The following is a 15,911-nucleotide window of genomic DNA, read 5'->3' as shown; positions in this document are numbered from 1 at the left end:
AGCACCGCCGGAACGCGCCCACTCTGCTGGCTGATCAATTCTGTTTTTGCTGTGCTCGCGGTTCGATACGCTCGCAGTGTTGTCGGTCGTGACACACTGTTGTACCCGAACCAGCGTCTGTATCCGCCGAGACCGAAAGAAGATTAGTGGCGCACCCGCTCTCGAGAGATATGAGCGATCCGCGCGTCGTGACGACGCTCGAGGCGTTTCGAGCCGCTGCGTCCGACTCGACGGAAGACGAAGCCGAATGTGACGACGCGACGGGCGATCACGCCGTTCGCGTCCCAGTCGAGGTCCGACTCGAGGTGGACGATCCGTTTCAGGCCTACTGTCGTGCGAGCGATGGCGATGGGGGAAGCTTTCTCGAGACGACCGGCGGCCAACCCGGCTGGGGCTACTTTGGCGTTGACCCAGTCGATCGACTGACCTGTTCGCCAGAGGCAATCGCCCTCGCGGACGATGACAACGGCGATTCCGACAGTGCGCCAGCTGACGCCACAGAGGCTGCTGTCAGCCCAGCCGATACCGCCCCCACACTCGCCGCACTCGAGGGGCTGCTCGAGGCCGATCATTTGCGCCGCGGGGAGTGTTCGATTCCCTACCCCTGCGGCGCAATCGGCTGGCTCTCCTACGACGTGGCGCGCGAACTCGAGGATCTTCCCGAATCAGCTGTCGACGACCGCAGTCTGCCACGACTCGAGGTGTGTGTCTACGACCGACTGGCTGCATGGGAGGAACCAACTGAACCCGACGAATCCGTGACGCTTCGGATTGCGGCCTGTCCCCGACTCGAACTGAACGCAGACGTCACCGTCGCAACGAGCGCACTCGAGCACGCCTACGAACGCGGCAGGGACAGCGCACTCGAGTTGGCTGGAGCGATCCGCGAGGGTGATCCCGCGGTCGATGAGCCGCCGGTATCTGCGACGGAGGCAACCTTCGAGAGCGACTGCGGCCGCGAGGCGTTTGCTGATCGCGTTCGACAGGTCAAAGGCTACGTTCACGACGGCGATACGTTTCAAGCGAATATTTCCCAGCGACTTGTCGCCCCCGCAGCCGTCCACCCCGTCGCGGCCTACGACGCCCTCCGGCGGGTGAATCCCGCGCCCTATTCCTGCTTGCTCGAGTTCCGAGCAGCCGATCTGGTGAGTGCAAGTCCCGAACTCCTACTCGAGCGCAGTGACGAGTTCGTCCGAACGGAACCAATCGCTGGCACCCGCCCGCGAGGCGAGACACCCGACGAAGACGACGCACTCGAGGCTGACCTCCTCGCTAACGAGAAAGAACGCGCCGAACACGCAATGTTGGTCGATCTCGAGCGAAACGACCTCGGAAAGGTGTGTGCCTATGGCTCTGTCGCGGTCGAGGAGTACCGCCGCATCGATCGCTACTCCGAAGTGATGCATCTCGTCTCGGACGTGACCGGCCGATTGCGCGAGGGACAGTCGCTTTCGGATGCAATCGCCGCCGTCTTCCCCGGCGGAACGATCACCGGCGCGCCCAAACCGCGGACGATGGAGATCATCGACGAACTCGAGGCAACCCGGCGTGGCCCTTACACGGGCAGCGTCGGCATCTTCGGCTTCGATGGCCGGGCAACGCTGAACATCACGATTCGGACGCTCGTTCGCCACGCCGAAGAGTACCACCTCCGCGTGGGCGCGGGCATCGTCCACGATTCCGAGCCCTACCGCGAGTACGACGAGACGCTCGATAAGGCCCGCGCGCTCATCACGGCCGTCGATGAGGCACTCGGGGAGCGTGCAGATATGGCGCTCGAGGAGTCGCCTCCCAACTCGAGTGAGACTGGAGGTGATGCGGATGACTGAGCCGACAGCGGTCGACGGCGCGGCCGAAGACGAGATACAGACGCGAACGCGGATTTTAGTGGTGGACAACTACGACTCGTTCGCGTACAATCTCGTCCAGTACGTCGGCGAAGTCGCAGACGAGGTCATCGTTCGCCGCAACGACGAGATCGATCTCGAGGACGTCCACGCTCTCGAGCCGACGGGTATCGTCGTCTCGCCTGGGCCGGGGACGCCACAGGAGGCTGGTATCTCGATTCCGCTGTTTGCCGACACCGCGTATCCAATTCTGGGCGTCTGTCTCGGTCATCAGGCGCTGTGTGCGGCAAACGGCGCGCCGGTCGTCCACGCTCCGCATGTCGTCCACGGCAAGCCCTCCGCGGTGAGTCACGACAGCGAGGGTCTCTTTGCGGGGCTTCCCGAGACGTTCCAAGTTGGGCGCTATCACTCGCTGGCCGTCGACCGCGGGGATCTCCCGAACACACTCGAGGAGACCGCACGGACGGCTGATGAGCGCGGCGTATTGATGGCCGTTCGCCACCGCGAGAGGCCCCACCTCGGGGTGCAGTTCCATCCAGAGAGTATTCTGACGCGCGAGCGCGGAGACGAGACCGATGGCGATGGAATTTCCTTACGGGTCGGCAAACGAATGATCGAGAACTTCTGTCGGTTCGCCGCCCAGATACAGGCCCGACGATGACTGACAAGCGCCTCTACCACGTCAACGGCGACCTCGTGCCCGCGAGCGAAGCCACCATCAGCGTCGACGACCGTGGCTTTCGCTACGGCGACGCCGCCTTCGAGACCATGCGCGCCTACGGCGGCACGATTTTCGCGTGGGACAGACACTGTGAGCGCCTCGAGCGTACGTGCGAGTCCCTTTCGCTCGAGCACGGCCTCTCGAACGACGACCTCCACGCGCGGATTGACAAGACACTCGCGGCGAACGAACTCTCGGATGCATACGTTCGGCTGTCGATCACCCGCGGTGTCCAGCCGGGCAAACTCACGCCCCAGCCCGATGTCGATCCGACAGTGGTCATCTACGTCAGCCCGCTTCCCCGCGGTGGCCTCGAGGGCAAGTCCGTCTGGGACAAGCCAGCCACGGTGCAGTCGGTCGAAACGAAACGGATTCCGACGGAGGCCTTGCCAGCCGCGGCGAAAACGCACAACTACCTGAACGGCATTCTCGCACGGGCAGAACTCCAACACGGCGACGTGTCTGCGGATGAGGCGCTCATGCTGGACTGTGCAGGCCACATCGCCGAAGGAGCGACCAGTAACGTCTTTTTCGTGCAGGATGGTGTCCTCCACACGCCGTCACTCGAGGGCGACGTTCTGCCTGGGATCACCCGCGAAATCGTGCTCGAGGAGGCCGCTGATGCAGGAATTGAGACACAGACAGGTTCATATGAGGGAGACAGGCTGTACCAGGCAACAGAGGCTTTTTTGACCAATCGAACGTGGGAACTGCGTCCAATCGCGACGCTTGATGGCTATTCGATTGGTGGTGGGCCAATGACTGCCCAACTCAGGCGCCACTATGCCGAGCGGGTCGAAGCACGTTGTTATCGTGGCGCGGACAGTACCGAAATACGCTGAGACGGACTATCGGCCGTCTTTACGCCGTTTTGGGAGGCAACTGCGCCTGTTTGATCCAGAAGCGTTCGATGGCGGCAATGATTGACGTATACTCGCTGCCGTTGGGTGGTTTCGTCACGTAGGCGTTTGCTGCGGTCGCATAACTCCGTTCGATGTCTTCGGTTGCATCCGAGTCCGTCAGGACGATCACCGGCAGATGTCGCAACTTCGTCTGTGACGCGATCGCCTCGAGAACGTCACCGCCACTCGTCCCAGGCAGCGTAAGATCGAGGAGGACGAAATCAGGGTAGGAACGAGGATGTGACTCGAGAAGTGCGTCCAGTGCCTCATCACCGGTCGTGTAGACATCGATCGCATACTCGAACTCCATCTCATCGAATCCGGCGCGTATGCGACGAACATCGTCTGGGTCGTCTTCGATAAGGACAACCTGTACAGGCTCATCAGCAGGCCTGTGCGGTGACTTCGACCCAGTGGAGGTACGGCCCATCGTCAAAGTACTCCCACTGAGCACAAATAAACCCTCGCCTTCAGTTGTTTTCCTACCGAATAAATCGTGCCATAGCTACTGATTTCGAAGACAATATTCGGGAAATTATATATCTGGCTGTGAAATCTCTCTGCCGAAGTGATTGAACGGCTGCTGGTGTTCTGTATCCATTACATCCGAACGGACGACTTCGAGGCCACAGTTGCGAACAGCGTTTGCAACAGTTGCGATCTCGTCGGTGTTCGAGCCAACGACGGTCACGTGGTAGTTCTCCGTCCCAGCGAGGAGCTTCCGGACTGAGACAACGCCATGAATTTCGAGGAGATCAGCGGCAATCGAGTCGTCCGGTTCAGCCGCCGTACAGGTGAATAACATGACGAGCTGATAGCCCGCACGCTCGTAATTGATCTCCGGGAGATAGCTACGAATTACGTTGGCCTCCTCGAGTTTTTCCAGTCGATTGCGGACTGTTCCAGCGGAGACGCCGACCGCCTCTCCAATTTCACGTGTCGTGTTATTGCGTGCATCTTGCTGTAATTGATGCAAGATTCCCCGATCGATATCGTCGAGTGTGACCTCGTTTTCGTCCATACCTCCTCTAGAGAGGTTGTAGATATACGTCCTGCTACTGCTGTCTATCCCGTCTCTTACGATTCTGTGCGTATCCCACCCGAAACTCGGGTGAGATCCTCGAGTGCCGGTTGCAACACGTTCAAGCCCTGGAGGCAGCGAGTATTTGGCGTGTTGGGCGTGCTTTCCGGAGGACGCGACCGACTGTTTGCTGTCTGGCGACGTGTCTTCAACCTCTCGTGGCCGGTGATGGTCGAACAGTTCCTGCGGACGCTGATGCGTACCACCGATATCGCAGTGACCGGCCTCTTTTCGCCCGCGGCCGTCGCGGCCGTTGGGCTTGCAGATCTCTATGCTCGATTACCGCTTCGGATTGGACTTGGACTGGGAAGTGGTGTTATTGCACTCTCGAGTCAGGATACTGGGAGTGGGGCGACGACAAACCGGGACGAAGCGATCACACAAGCGATCCTCCTCGGTGCGGTCGCCGGCATCCCGTTCGTCCTCTTTGGGTTCCTGTTCGGGGAGTGGGCGATTGCATTGCTTGGTGCCGAATCGGAGGTTGCTCGCCAGGGTGGGATCTATCTGGCAATTATCTTCGCGACGACGCCCGCACGTCACGTCGCACTCGTTGCTGCCCGGTCGATACAGGGCGCGGGTGATACGCGCACGCCGATGTACATCAACGGCGTCTCGAACGCGCTCAACATCGTCGGGACGCTCACGCTCGGGCTGGGACTCTGGATCGCACCCGAACTCAACATCATCGGCGTCGGTATCGCGACGGCGTTCGGGAACGTTTTCTCCGCGCTTGCGCTGCTCGCAGCAATTGCCAGTCCCTGGACGCCTGCGGGGTTCGTCCGTCCAAATCAGTGGGTCGTCACGAAGCAGTTACTCACGATTAGTGCCCCGCGCATCGTTGAGGGGCTCGGCTCGACCGTGATTGCGTTCCCGTTCAACGCCATCCTGTTGCTGTTCGGAACAGAAGTTAACGCAGCCTACCAGATCGGACAGCGCGTCTACCAGCAGATTACGGCCCCGCTCTCTCGAGGATACCGGACGGGGACAAGCATCATCGTCGGCCAGACGCTCGGCGAAGGCGACCCCGAGGGCGCACGCTACAACGGCTGGGCGGCGGCACTCCTTGGACTTGTGACGGTGGGAAGCCTCGGCGTCGTGTTGTTCATCGGCGCAGAGTGGTTCGTCGACTTCTTCACCGACGATCCAGAGACGCGGTTCTATGCGGCCAACTTCGCTGCGGCGTACGCGCTCGCCGCACCCTTGACCGTGCTCTATACCGTTCTCGCGGGCGCGCTAACAAGCGGGAGCGACACCAAAACACCGTTCATCGCCCGAATCACTGGCATGCTCTTCGGTATGTTGGGGATTTCGTACGTCTTCGGCGTCGTCCTCGAGTTCGGTGTCCCCGCGATTTATGCCTCGATTATCATCTACTATCTGTGGGCCACGCTGTACGTCGCCGTTGGCTTCTATCGTGGCGCATGGGTCGAACGCACCCAGGCGATGATGGACGAACGCGGGAGTACTCCGGGGTCAACGGACGACTCGAGTGCGGAGTAGCAATAGTATCAATCAGTTGTCCCGAGCAGTCGCCGGTTATCGTTTCCCACTGTCTCTTCGTCTCCCTTCTCGTCTGTGCCGGCGGTCTCGTGGTTGTCGCCAGCGGCGGTCGGAACGACGAGTGGTTCGTAGTCGACATCCGCGAGTTCGAGGACGAACTCGCTGCCAAAGGCCGTCGCCGGCGTCTGGAAGCCAGGTTGTACGGCGCGCTCGTCGCTGCCGCCCGACTCCAGGTCGAGGGCGCGTTCGGCAGCCGACACCGCAGACTGTGCCGTGAGCGCGTACGGATTGGGTGTCTCGAGTCTCGCTGTTGCCCGCTGTCCGTTCTCGTCGGTTAGTTCGCCCCAGACAACGGCCCGGTCGGTCGCCAGCGTTTGGTCGTCAGGGCCGTCGAGGACCGTCTCGATACCATACTCGAGGAGTCGGTCAACCGGCTTGCGTTTGAGCAAACAACTGAACGACTCGAGTACAGCGAGCGCGCGGCCCGCCCACGAGGGCGCGCCGGCGTAGACTTCGACCGAGTCGACACCGGCGCTGTATGGAGCCGTGACGACGTCGCCCCAGGGGACGGAGACCGCGTCTGTCGGGCCATCACCGAAGTCAATTTGGCGCGTCCGAAACCCCGCCGGGACCTTGATGAGCCGACCGTTGTGTCGGACGATTCCACCGTCGGCGAGCAGGGTAAGCACCGTTTGCGCCGTGCCACTCGAGGGCGGCCCGCGTGCCTCCACACCGAGTGTGAGGCTGTCTGCGCTCGGCAGGTGCTCAGCAAGCATCGCAGCCAGACAATCCGAGGGAACAACCTCGAAGCCGACGCCCGGAACCATCGTGACGCCGGCCGCTCGTGCCTCTTGGTCGCGCTGGCGCAGTCGTTCGAACACTGCGACCTCGCCTGTCACGTCAAGATAGTCCGTACCCGTCTCGAGGCAGGCCTCGAGCAACGGATCGACTGTTTCGGTGAACGGACCCGCGCAGTTGAGAATTGCATCGAACTCCTCGAGTGCGGCCGTGAGGTCGTCCTCGAGTGCGAGTTGTCGGCTGTCGACACCGAGTGTTGCCGCCTGTCGGCTGACCGCACGCCCGTCGCGTCCTGCTAGTGTCGGGGTGCAATCAGGTCCGTCTTCTCCTCGGGCGACGGCTTCGCGAGCGACCAGATGGCCCGTATAGCCGTACGATCCGTAGATGAGAAGGGAGTCCATAGACCCCGTTACGTGGAGGACGTGTTAAAACTCCGTCAGACGATAGATGGGAAGTTGACACGTTTCTCACGTGTCTCGGTTGGTTTGTCGGACTCTCCAAACCGGTATCAAAACGCTGTTGGCCAGACCAGATCGCGCTCCTGGTCATACTCGAGGACACCGGCATCGACCAATCGCGGCAGGTGATCGTGATAGAGAGAGAGATAGACGTTTGCAACCTGGTCTGCCGATAGCTCCTGGACCGAACTGCCGGATTCACGGACTGCAACCTCTTCGGCGGCATCCGGCAGCGTGATCTCTTCGTCGTAGGTCCGCATGACCTCGATAAAGCGTCGCCGTCGGCTGTTCGACAAAATACCGAGGGCTTCATCAACCGCCCCAGGCGACTCGTCACTCTGCTCGAGCCACTCGAGGATCGAAACGACTGTCTCGGCACAGTCGACCGTTGAATCTGACGTAGCTGTCATGCATAGCCTCCGTTCCCTCGATTGCGTTCTCGCTGCGGAGAACATCCGCACCGAGTCTGTCATCGGACCCGCCTCCCGTCCGTACTCGAGGGTTCGTACCGGTTTCTCGCCACGGCGCTAAATATGCGTGTCGAATTGAAGACGCCTAGTCAATCGTCACCGTCGGCTCTGCAATTGATTCACTCTTACAGGACGGACATCGCGACGGGAGATTCAAGAGATCATCATAGTTATCGAATCCACAGTCGCGACACGCTGGCGGGGCAACCAGAAATCGCTCGTCAGCATCGTTGGTATCGACTGACTGCGAGACGTGCTCGAGGTGGCCAAGGATGGCGTGTGGCGTCAGATCCATCTCGACAGCGAGTTCGCTCGGTGTCGCTGGCTCGGCTCGCAACATTCTGGTGAGTTGCTGTCGCGTCGTTTCGTCAGCCTCGCGCATAGACACAGCCACGGCGGTCGGCGATTTATACTGTTCGCTCGAGACAACCATTCGAGATACAAGCCGTGGAAAGAAAGGGTCGAAAGGGCAAGTGACTTACAGTCGCCTGCCGAAATCGCGGGCATGAAAGCCGTCGTCCTTGCTGGCGGATACGCGACCCGGCTGTGGCCGATCACCAAGCATCGGCCCAAGATGTTCCTGCCGATCGGCGAATCGACCGTCATCGATCGCATCTTCACCGAACTCGAGGCAGACGAGCGAATCGACGAGGTGTTCGTGAGCACAAACGAGCGCTTCGCCGCCGAGTTCGAGGCCCATCTGGCAGACAGTGAGTTCGAAAAGCCAACGCTGTCGATCGAAGACACGTCCGGTGAAGACGAGAAATTCGGCGTCGTCGGCGCGCTCGCACAGCTGATCGACCGCGAAAACGTCGACGACGACCTGCTCATCATCGCCGGCGATAACCTAATCAGCTTCGACATCACGGAGTTTCTTGATTACTTCCAAGACAAAGACGCACCAACGCTCGCTGCCTACGATGTCGGTTCCCGCGAAAAGGCGAAATCCTACGGCCTCGTCGACCTCGAGGGCGACCGCGTCGTCGACTTCCAGGAAAAGCCCGACGACCCCAACTCAACGCTCGTCTCGATTGCCTGTTATGCGTTCCCACAGGAATCGCTCGACTTACTTCCAACCTATCTCGAGGAGGGGAACAACCCCGACGAACCTGGCTGGTTCGTTCAGTGGCTGCAAAACCGCGAAGCGACCTACGCCTACACGTTCGAGGGTGCGTGGTACGACATCGGCACGCCCGAAAGCTACCTCGATGCCGTCGCCTGGCATCTCGATGGCCAGTCACTCGTCGCCGACTCCGCGACACTCGAGAACGCCACCATCGGTGATAACGTCCACATCATGGGCGATGTGACACTCGAGGAGACGACCGTCGATCACGCGGTTATCTTCCCGGATGCAACGGTCCGAAACGGCGAGATTCGTCGCTCGATCATCGACGAGAACACCCATCTCGAGGATCTCGCGCTCGCGGGCGCGCTCATCGGCGCGCATACGACGATAACGAACGGCTCGTCGGAGTGAAACCGGCGCTGTCGCGCCGATAGATCTTGATTCCCGGAATTACACACTGAGTGAATCGCAGTAAACATTTAATCGGGGTGAGCCCTTAGACCAAGATATGCTCGAGGCCCTCATGGGGAACATGCCGCTTTTGTTGCTGTCGGTCGGGCTCGTACTGATGGCGCTCGAGGCGCTGTCTCCCGGCGCACATCTGATCGTTATCGGCGTCGCACTAGTTGGGGCTGGGTTGATCGGTGTGTTATTTCCGCCCGCTGCCAATTTTCTCGTTTTGGCGGCGCTGACACTCGGAATTGGTCTCGCTGCCGCGTACATCTACAACGAGTTCGACTTCTACGGCGGGAAGGGCACCGCCCAAACGTCGGATTCGGGCTCACTCGCCGGTACGACGGGCTACGCGACCGAGACAATCACGAATCGCAGCGGCGAAGTCAAACTCAACGAGGGCGGCTTTGCACCGTACTACAGCGCCCGAACGACAAGCGGGACGATCGAAGAAGGCGAAGAGATCATCGTCCTCGATCCCGGCGGTGGCAACGTCCTCACCGTCGAATCGCTCGGCGCAATCGGTGAAGACGAAATCGACCGCGCACTCGCTGAAGAGGCGGCCCGTTCGGCCGATCAAGCAACCTCTGACACACAAAGTCAGCGTGAACGCGAAACCGAACGCTCGAGTTAACGCCACTCGAGTCGCTTTCACCGTTTTATCTCCGATTCTCTGTATAAAAACGCCGCTGTGCAGTTAACATGTTGTGAAAACAAGGGAACGCTTTTTACGTCACCGACATAATCCCGCACTATGGTCGTAGACATAATTCCACTCCAAGCCGCCGAAGGAGCATTGCTTTTTATCGGTGCACTCGTCCTCGTGGTCGTTCTCGCCGCACTCCTCAGTGCGATTGAGATCGTCGACGCATACGAGAAACGTGCCCTGACGGTGTTCGGAGAGTACCGCAAACTCCTCCAGCCGGGTATCAACTTCGTCCCACCGTTCGTCTCGAACACCTATCGGTTCGATATGCGAACGCAGACACTCGACGTGCCCCGACAGGAAGCAATCACGCGCGACAACTCGCCCGTCACCGCCGACGCCGTTGTCTACATCAAGGTGATGGACGCGAAGAAGGCCTTCCTCGAGGTTGATAACTACAAAAAGGCTGTCTCCAATCTTGCCCAGACCACGCTGCGTGCCGTTCTGGGTGACATGGAACTCGACGACACGCTCAACAAGCGCCAGGAAATCAACGCGCGCATCCGCCAGGAACTCGACGAACCCACCGACGAGTGGGGGATCCGCGTCGAGTCCGTCGAGGTTCGTGAAGTCAACCCATCGAAAGATGTCCAGCGCGCCATGGAGCAACAGACCTCCGCAGAGCGTAAACGCCGTGCCATGATTCTCGAGGCACAGGGTGAACGCCGCAGTGCCGTCGAGAAGGCAGAAGGTGAGAAACAGAGTGAGATCATCCGTGCACAGGGTGAAAAGCAGAGCCAGATCCTTGAGGCACAGGGTGACTCGATTTCGACCGTCCTGCGCGCCAAGTCGGCTGAGTCGATGGGCGAACGCGCAATCATCGACCAAGGAATGGAAACGCTCGCCGAAATCGGCCAGAGCGATTCGACGACGTTCGTCATGCCCCAGGAACTCACCTCAATGGTTGGGCGCTACGGCAAGCACCTCTCAGGCAGTGACGTCAAAGAAGACAGTGACTCCCTCGAGAGCCGCGACTTCGACGAGGAGACCCGCGAACTGATCGGTCTCGACGACATCGCCGAGATCATCGGCGAAATCGACGAGGAAGCCGAGATGGATCTCGAGGCAATGGAACAGGAAGCCCAAGCGATCAAAGAGGGCAAAGACGCCGGCACCATCTCCGACCCCGACGAAGTCATCGAGGAGATGGATCAGGACTTTCAGGGTCAGACCGACGGCGGGGTCGACGCCGAACCGAACTCGAGTAACTGAGACTCGACACCCCGCTATCTGACGCGGACAACCGCTGTAACGATTGTTCTCTTTTTCTCGGACGCTCTGTAAGGAGTGATTACTCCGTGGCTTCCGGCCGACAGAACCAAATCAACGACTACAGAACCTGATACGTTAAAATGCATGAAATTCGAGTAGCAATGAACGAGTTGGAGCGAAACCTGTTTTAGGTCTCATCCCATGATGGACTGTAGAGACATGACATCGCCCGATGGGGTCGACGACAATAAGCGATCGACCCTGCGCCGGTTTGCTGCCCTCGGTGCCGCCGCACCGATTGCTGGTTTCTCGGAACCGGCAGCGGCGGATACAGGTGAAAGCGACGCACGCGATGCGATTGCTGGCTATCTTTCGACGACTCCTGGTGCCCACTTCTCGAAGATTCGTGACGACCTCCAACTCGGCACTGGCGAAACCCAACACCACCTGCGTCGCCTCGAGGAGCTCGAGGTAATCGAGCAGTTCAGCGACGGCGATTACAAACGCTTCGTCCCCGCGGATCGTTTCGACGAGTTCGAGAAACGGACTCTTGGCTACCTGCGCCGAGATACCCCTCGCGGGATGATCATCGAATTGCTCTTGGACCCATCGGCAACTGCCGGCGATCTTGCCGATTCACTCGAGGTGTCACCGCCGACGGTCAGCAAGTACGCCGGTAAACTTGAGGAGGCAGGCCTGCTCTCTCGAGACGACGGCTACGCGGTCGAGCGTCCGGCAACGGTGATGATGCTTGTCGTTCGCCACGCCGATTCCTTTGGCGAGCGAGCGGGCGAGCTCGCCCAAAACGCTGATCAGTTCCTCGAGTACGAGGGCTAACTCGTTCTACAGCCACGCTATATTGGGTTCAGCATGTCACTCAGCATACGCTGTCAGCTGTGACGGAGATCACTCGAGCGGTGAACAGAGCGGGTTCAAAACCAAACGGAATCTGCATTCAGACGATCCGATTGCAGCTTAGATATTGACTTTCCAGGTCGTACTCGAGGAGTAGCCCCACTTCTCGATTTCGACGTCGTAGTCGCCGTTTTGGATCGCGGTGATGTTCGAGCCGACCTCTTTGGCAGTCATTCCCAGCTCCTTACCGATGAGCCGCGATTTGAAGTAGGTCTTCGTCGCGGCGTTCTCTCGCAGGTAGCGGAGAATCTGCTGCTGTTTGCTCGTGAGGTCGGGTGCCATTGCGGTGCTCATATACCAACGCATGGTGGACACACTCTTAGGGGGTTTGGTACGCGCGGTTAACCCGCCGCAGTCGTGCGATTTTCGACCCAAGTAATTGGGTAATAATCGGTGGGAAACACTGTGTTGGTACAGCCGGTTAATTCATTCCTTTTTGTGAGCGTCGCACACAGAGACCGTTTCAACAGGCCAATACAGCATTTCGGGCGCGCTACTCGAGTGGTTGGGCATAGTGGTCGACCTGAAAAGGCCCGAACGCACACGCAAGCGCATCACCGAGCGCGCTGGCCCGGTCGATCAAGTCAGCAGAGAGGACACCCGCCGCGCCGATCGTCTCTGCGATGGCGTTCGTGTTACAGGCGTCGTCCATCACCGGCCCGAGTTCCTCGCCATCCTCGAGTCGGTCGGCGATGTGGTCAGGGAGTCGGATCGATGGCCCGCCGCCGCGCTCGAGTCGCTCGCCATCGGTAACGGCGGCCCACATGATCAGGTACAGCCCCGGCGTCTCGTCAAAGCGCGCAACGCCACCCTCGAGGCCGACGCCGTAGTCGGCTGGGGTCGCTGTGAGTGCGTGGCGAGCGCGGTTTTCGGCTCCCGTGATCGTCTCTGTGACTGACCAGGGCTGTTCCGGAATGCCGGAGTCGACTGCAACCGTGGTGACAGTGGGGTCGAATCGCTCGAGGGTTTGCTCGACGGCCTCGAGCTTAACTGGGTTGGTGCTGCCGACGGCAACGTGCATGGGCCTTGTTGCGAGCGCCAGTAGTTGGGTGTGACGATCCGTCGTGTTTCAGTATATCAATGTTATGTTTTCTCATACCTTTTCGTCCGAATTACCGGTTTTCATGGAGTATCGGACTTCAATTTCGAAAGCATTATACGATGAGTCTTTGAATCCAGTAGGTAACGACTTCGTCCGGACTTTTGCCGAATGCTGTCCGGGCAGCGCTAGCCATCGCATGACAAACGCACAATCGAACACAAGAGTCCGGCGTACCGAACGAGAATCGACTGACGAAGAGACTGAGACTGAATCGAACGATCTTGCCTGCCCAGAATGTGCGGGCAACCTCGTCGTTGACGACGAGCACGGCGAAACCGTTTGTGAAGACTGCGGACTCGTCGTCGAAGAAGATTCCGTCGACCGCGGTCCCGAATGGCGTGCATTCGACGCCGCAGAGAAGAACGAAAAGTCCCGCGTCGGTGCACCGACGACGAACACGATGCACGACAAGGGCCTGTCAACGAACATCGACTGGCGGAACAAAGACGCCTACGGCAACTCGCTTGGCTCGCGCCAGCGCGAGAAGATGCAGCGCCTGCGCAAGTGGAACGAGCGATTCCGCACCCGTGACAGCAAAGAGCGCAACCTGAAACAGGCACTCGGCGAAATCGACCGGATGGCGAGCGCGCTTGGACTGCCGAACAACGTCCGCGAAACCGCGTCCGTCATCTACCGGCGCGCCCTCGACGAGGACCTCCTGCCAGGGCGATCGATCGAAGGCGTCTCGACATCGTGTGTCTACGCCGCCGCCCGTCAGGCTGGCGTTCCCCGAAGTCTCGACGAAATCGCCGACGTCTCCCGTGTCGAGAAAAACGAAATCGCTCGCACTTACCGCTATGTCGTCCGCGAACTCGGCCTCGAGGTCCAGCCGGCTGACCCAGAGAGCTACGTCCCACGTTTTGCGTCGGGACTTGACCTCTCGGATGAAGCAGAACACCGCGCACGCAGTCTGCTCCAGAACGCCAAAGAAAAGGGCGTCCACTCGGGCAAGTCGCCGGTCGGCCTCGCCGCTGCAGCCGTCTACGCCGCAGCCCTACTGACCAACGAAAAGACCACGCAGGCCGCCGTCTCCGACGTTGCGGACATCTCCGAAGTCACTATCCGCAACCGCTATCACGAACTCCTCGAGGCCGAGGAAACGCTCGGTGTCGCCTGAACGCCCTCGTTGAATCCGACGGACCGAACCGCTTTTCTCGCCGCCCACCACACCCGATAGCAAATGGGCTTGCAATTCGATTCGTTCGTCCTGACTGCCGCAACTGCTGACCTCGCCGACGAGCCGGCCGCTCGAGACCACGCCGATGCCGTCGAGTTCCGGATGGATCTCGCCGACGCAGACCCGCTCGAGGCGCTGCGTGAGTACGACGGTGACCTGCCGATTCTCGCGACGAACCGTGCCGCCTGGGAGGGCGGTGAATGGGATGGCGACGACGACGAGCGACTTGCAGACCTCGCCGAGGCCGCCCGACTCGAGGATGTCGAAGCAGTCGATATCGAACTCGAGTCGTGTCGCTCGGGAGCAGCCGATGTGGTGCTCGAGACGGCAACGGACCACAACATTTCAGTCATCGCGTCGGCCCACGATTTCGAGGGGGCGCCCGCGGAGTCGGAGATGGTCGAGACGCTGACGGACGCCTGTGAGTACGCTGATGTCGGAAAACTCGCTGTGACAGCACACGAGCAGGGCGATGCACTCGCTGTTCTTTCGGCGACCCACCAACTGACGACGGCGGACGAGACGGTCGCGACGATGGCGATGGGCGAAGCCGGCAGCCACACGCGGGCCGTTGCCCCACTGTATGGCTCGCGGATCGGCTACGCGCCGGTCGATCCCGCCGATGCGACCGCGCCCGGCCAGTACGACCTCGAGACGCTGTCGATGCTGATTGAGACGCTCGAGTAGCCGAATAGCTGAGTGAGTTCGCCTTGTTCACGCCGTAAACGACGCCATACCAATAGGTGCCCTCGAGGTGAGCCGTCGTATGGACGCGACGGAGACGGCAACGCTCGAGGGTGTTGCTGACCGCGACTCGTTGCTCATCCCAGCCACAGGGAACGGTGGGAAGGAAACCACGAGCCAGTTGCGAAACGCACTCGATAGCGACACATCGCTTGATAGCACAGATGATCTCGTTACGCTGCTGTGTGCCACTATCGCTGTCGAACGTACCGAGTCGGGCCAGTTACGCCTCGAGCCATCGTTTCGAACCGACTGGACCGACCGATTGCTCGAGATTCGCGAGCGAGAGACTCACCTCGAGACGCTGGCGGCCCACCTCGAGATCGATGCCCGACGGTTGGAACTGTCGGTCGAGCCGGACGGCTTCGTCGCGACCTGTGATCGTGACCGGGTGGGCTGTTGGCCATCGAACGCGGCGTTGCTCGCCGATCTCGCGGCCGCCTCGGTGCTCGAGGTGCGCGGCGAGAACTGGCACGCACTCGACGGCGACGAGCGCGGGGCGGTGCTGACGGCGCTCCGTCTTTTTCTCGAGTGGTGCCCAAACTGCGACGGAGAGATTCACGAAACAGAGCTGCCGACTGGATCACTGGCGGGCGAATCGACAGGACTGCTGCCGGACTCGAGTCGGCAGTCACCACCCAACAGTCTCGAGTCGACGGGCGGCGACCTCGCCCTCGCGTGTGCGTCCTGTGGCGTCATGTTCGTCAGGAAACCGTATGCGGCTGAGTAACTCTCGAGGGCGTGGCTCGAGACACT

Annotated in this window: 18 protein-coding genes; 11 read left to right on the top strand and 7 right to left on the bottom strand. The window is 60.3% G+C overall.

Annotation, left to right across the window (positions count from 1 at the left end):
• Nucleotides 1–170: 170 nt before the first annotated feature.
• From pabB to G6M89_RS12005, 3 genes are read left to right on the top strand one after another with little or no spacing between them, the layout of a single operon-like run.
• The gene (pabB, locus tag G6M89_RS12015) at nt 171–1,829 is read left to right on the top strand and encodes an aminodeoxychorismate synthase, component I (RefSeq protein WP_165162010.1); all 1,659 of its coding nucleotides are present in this window, start codon (nt 171–173) and stop codon (nt 1,827–1,829) included.
• Entirely contained in the window at nt 1,822–2,508 is a 687-nt protein-coding gene (locus tag G6M89_RS12010) for an aminodeoxychorismate/anthranilate synthase component II (RefSeq protein ID WP_165162009.1), read from the top strand. Before pabB ends, G6M89_RS12010 begins: the two co-directional genes overlap by 8 nt.
• Nucleotides 2,505–3,410, top strand: coding sequence for an aminotransferase class IV (locus G6M89_RS12005; protein ID WP_165162008.1), 906 nt, complete (start codon nt 2,505–2,507; stop codon nt 3,408–3,410). The genes G6M89_RS12010 and G6M89_RS12005 overlap by 4 nt, the downstream gene beginning before the upstream one ends.
• 19 nt (nt 3,411–3,429) lie before the next feature.
• Here G6M89_RS12005 and G6M89_RS12000 read toward each other — a convergent pair whose 3' ends face one another.
• Entirely contained in the window at nt 3,430–3,900 is a 471-nt protein-coding gene (locus tag G6M89_RS12000; RefSeq protein WP_165162007.1) for a response regulator, read from the bottom strand.
• 105 nt (nt 3,901–4,005) lie between these two features.
• Nucleotides 4,006–4,491: an Lrp/AsnC family transcriptional regulator gene (locus tag G6M89_RS11995; protein WP_165162006.1), complete on the bottom strand. Its 486-nt coding sequence runs from the start codon at nt 4,489–4,491 to the stop codon at nt 4,006–4,008.
• Between the two features lie 228 nt (nt 4,492–4,719).
• Here G6M89_RS11995 and G6M89_RS11990 point away from each other — a divergent pair, with 228 nt between their 5' ends.
• On the top strand, nt 4,720–6,051 hold the full coding sequence (locus tag G6M89_RS11990) for an MATE family efflux transporter (RefSeq protein WP_165162132.1): 1,332 nt from the start codon (nt 4,720–4,722) through the stop codon (nt 6,049–6,051).
• A gap of 8 nt (nt 6,052–6,059) precedes the next feature.
• Here the strand turns inward: G6M89_RS11990 and G6M89_RS11985 are convergent, their stop codons facing one another.
• From G6M89_RS11985 to G6M89_RS11975, 3 genes are all read right to left on the bottom strand, one after another.
• On the bottom strand, nt 6,060–7,250 hold the full coding sequence (locus tag G6M89_RS11985; protein ID WP_165162005.1) for a trans-acting enoyl reductase family protein: 1,191 nt from the start codon (nt 7,248–7,250) through the stop codon (nt 6,060–6,062).
• Nucleotides 7,251–7,357: 107 nt separating this feature from the next.
• A complete protein-coding gene (locus tag G6M89_RS11980) occupies nt 7,358–7,717 on the bottom strand; it encodes a hypothetical protein (RefSeq protein WP_165162004.1) in 360 nt (119 codons plus the stop codon).
• 145 nt (nt 7,718–7,862) lie between these two features.
• Nucleotides 7,863–8,159, bottom strand: coding sequence for a transcriptional regulator (locus G6M89_RS11975; protein WP_165162003.1), 297 nt, complete (start codon nt 8,157–8,159; stop codon nt 7,863–7,865).
• 123 nt (nt 8,160–8,282) lie between these two features.
• Here G6M89_RS11975 and G6M89_RS11970 point away from each other — a divergent pair, with 123 nt between their 5' ends.
• From G6M89_RS11970 to G6M89_RS11955, 4 genes are all read left to right on the top strand, one after another.
• Nucleotides 8,283–9,257, top strand: a complete 975-nt coding sequence (locus G6M89_RS11970; protein WP_165162002.1) for a sugar phosphate nucleotidyltransferase — start codon at nt 8,283–8,285, stop codon at nt 9,255–9,257.
• Nucleotides 9,258–9,354: 97 nt separating this feature from the next.
• Nucleotides 9,355–9,933, top strand: a complete 579-nt coding sequence (locus G6M89_RS11965; RefSeq protein WP_165162001.1) for an NfeD family protein — start codon at nt 9,355–9,357, stop codon at nt 9,931–9,933.
• 120 nt (nt 9,934–10,053) lie between these two features.
• Nucleotides 10,054–11,217: an SPFH domain-containing protein gene (locus G6M89_RS11960; RefSeq protein WP_165162000.1), complete on the top strand. Its 1,164-nt coding sequence runs from the start codon at nt 10,054–10,056 to the stop codon at nt 11,215–11,217.
• A 219-nt stretch (nt 11,218–11,436) separates the two neighbouring features.
• Complete coding sequence (locus tag G6M89_RS11955; RefSeq protein ID WP_165161999.1) at nt 11,437–12,054, top strand: ArsR family transcriptional regulator; 618 nt, start codon at nt 11,437–11,439, stop codon at nt 12,052–12,054.
• 138 nt (nt 12,055–12,192) lie between these two features.
• On the opposite strand, the gene G6M89_RS11950 is transcribed toward G6M89_RS11955, so the two are convergent.
• Together G6M89_RS11950 and G6M89_RS11945 are read right to left on the bottom strand one after the other, a co-directional pair.
• A complete protein-coding gene (locus G6M89_RS11950; protein ID WP_165161998.1) occupies nt 12,193–12,426 on the bottom strand; it encodes a hypothetical protein in 234 nt (77 codons plus the stop codon).
• Between the two features lie 199 nt (nt 12,427–12,625).
• Nucleotides 12,626–13,153 carry a DUF84 family protein gene (locus tag G6M89_RS11945; RefSeq protein ID WP_165161997.1) on the bottom strand — a complete coding sequence of 176 codons (528 nt, stop codon included), beginning with the start codon at nt 13,151–13,153 and terminating at the stop codon, nt 12,626–12,628.
• 217 nt (nt 13,154–13,370) lie between these two features.
• Here G6M89_RS11945 and G6M89_RS11940 point away from each other — a divergent pair, with 217 nt between their 5' ends.
• The 3 genes from G6M89_RS11940 (at nt 13,371) to G6M89_RS11930 (ending at nt 15,885) form a co-directional block, all read left to right on the top strand.
• The gene (locus G6M89_RS11940; RefSeq protein WP_054862344.1) at nt 13,371–14,351 is read left to right on the top strand and encodes a transcription initiation factor IIB family protein; all 981 of its coding nucleotides are present in this window, start codon (nt 13,371–13,373) and stop codon (nt 14,349–14,351) included.
• A gap of 63 nt (nt 14,352–14,414) precedes the next feature.
• Complete coding sequence (locus tag G6M89_RS11935; protein ID WP_165161996.1) at nt 14,415–15,098, top strand: type I 3-dehydroquinate dehydratase; 684 nt, start codon at nt 14,415–14,417, stop codon at nt 15,096–15,098.
• Nucleotides 15,099–15,177: 79 nt separating this feature from the next.
• Entirely contained in the window at nt 15,178–15,885 is a 708-nt protein-coding gene (locus G6M89_RS11930; RefSeq protein ID WP_165161995.1) for a hypothetical protein, read from the top strand.
• The last annotated feature ends 26 nt before the right edge of the window (nt 15,886–15,911 follow it).

It is taken from the genome of Natronolimnobius sp. AArcel1 (assembly GCF_011043775.1).
GTDB lineage: Archaea > Halobacteriota > Halobacteria > Halobacteriales > Natrialbaceae > Natronolimnobius.
This window is presented reverse-complemented; position numbering and strand designations above follow the sequence as displayed.

Excerpts from the sequence above, each read along its gene's own strand:
- pabB (WP_165162010.1), top strand. The coding sequence starts at position 171 with ATGAGCGATCCGCGCGTCGTGACGACGCTCGAGGCGTTTCGAGCCGCT.
- G6M89_RS12010 (WP_165162009.1), top strand. The coding sequence starts at position 1,822 with ATGACTGAGCCGACAGCGGTCGACGGCGCGGCCGAAGACGAGATACAG.
- G6M89_RS12005 (WP_165162008.1), top strand. The coding sequence starts at position 2,505 with ATGACTGACAAGCGCCTCTACCACGTCAACGGCGACCTCGTGCCCGCG.
- G6M89_RS12000 (WP_165162007.1), bottom strand. The coding sequence starts at position 3,900 with ATGGGCCGTACCTCCACTGGGTCGAAGTCACCGCACAGGCCTGCTGAT.
- G6M89_RS11995 (WP_165162006.1), bottom strand. The coding sequence starts at position 4,491 with ATGGACGAAAACGAGGTCACACTCGACGATATCGATCGGGGAATCTTG.
- G6M89_RS11990 (WP_165162132.1), top strand. The coding sequence starts at position 4,720 with ATGGTCGAACAGTTCCTGCGGACGCTGATGCGTACCACCGATATCGCA.
- G6M89_RS11985 (WP_165162005.1), bottom strand. The coding sequence starts at position 7,250 with ATGGACTCCCTTCTCATCTACGGATCGTACGGCTATACGGGCCATCTG.
- G6M89_RS11980 (WP_165162004.1), bottom strand. The coding sequence starts at position 7,717 with ATGACAGCTACGTCAGATTCAACGGTCGACTGTGCCGAGACAGTCGTT.
- G6M89_RS11975 (WP_165162003.1), bottom strand. The coding sequence starts at position 8,159 with ATGCGCGAGGCTGACGAAACGACGCGACAGCAACTCACCAGAATGTTG.
- G6M89_RS11970 (WP_165162002.1), top strand. The coding sequence starts at position 8,283 with ATGAAAGCCGTCGTCCTTGCTGGCGGATACGCGACCCGGCTGTGGCCG.
- G6M89_RS11965 (WP_165162001.1), top strand. The coding sequence starts at position 9,355 with ATGCTCGAGGCCCTCATGGGGAACATGCCGCTTTTGTTGCTGTCGGTC.
- G6M89_RS11960 (WP_165162000.1), top strand. The coding sequence starts at position 10,054 with ATGGTCGTAGACATAATTCCACTCCAAGCCGCCGAAGGAGCATTGCTT.
- G6M89_RS11955 (WP_165161999.1), top strand. The coding sequence starts at position 11,437 with ATGACATCGCCCGATGGGGTCGACGACAATAAGCGATCGACCCTGCGC.
- G6M89_RS11950 (WP_165161998.1), bottom strand. The coding sequence starts at position 12,426 with ATGAGCACCGCAATGGCACCCGACCTCACGAGCAAACAGCAGCAGATT.
- G6M89_RS11945 (WP_165161997.1), bottom strand. The coding sequence starts at position 13,153 with ATGCACGTTGCCGTCGGCAGCACCAACCCAGTTAAGCTCGAGGCCGTC.
- G6M89_RS11940 (WP_054862344.1), top strand. The coding sequence starts at position 13,371 with ATGACAAACGCACAATCGAACACAAGAGTCCGGCGTACCGAACGAGAA.
- G6M89_RS11935 (WP_165161996.1), top strand. The coding sequence starts at position 14,415 with ATGGGCTTGCAATTCGATTCGTTCGTCCTGACTGCCGCAACTGCTGAC.
- G6M89_RS11930 (WP_165161995.1), top strand. The coding sequence starts at position 15,178 with ATGGACGCGACGGAGACGGCAACGCTCGAGGGTGTTGCTGACCGCGAC.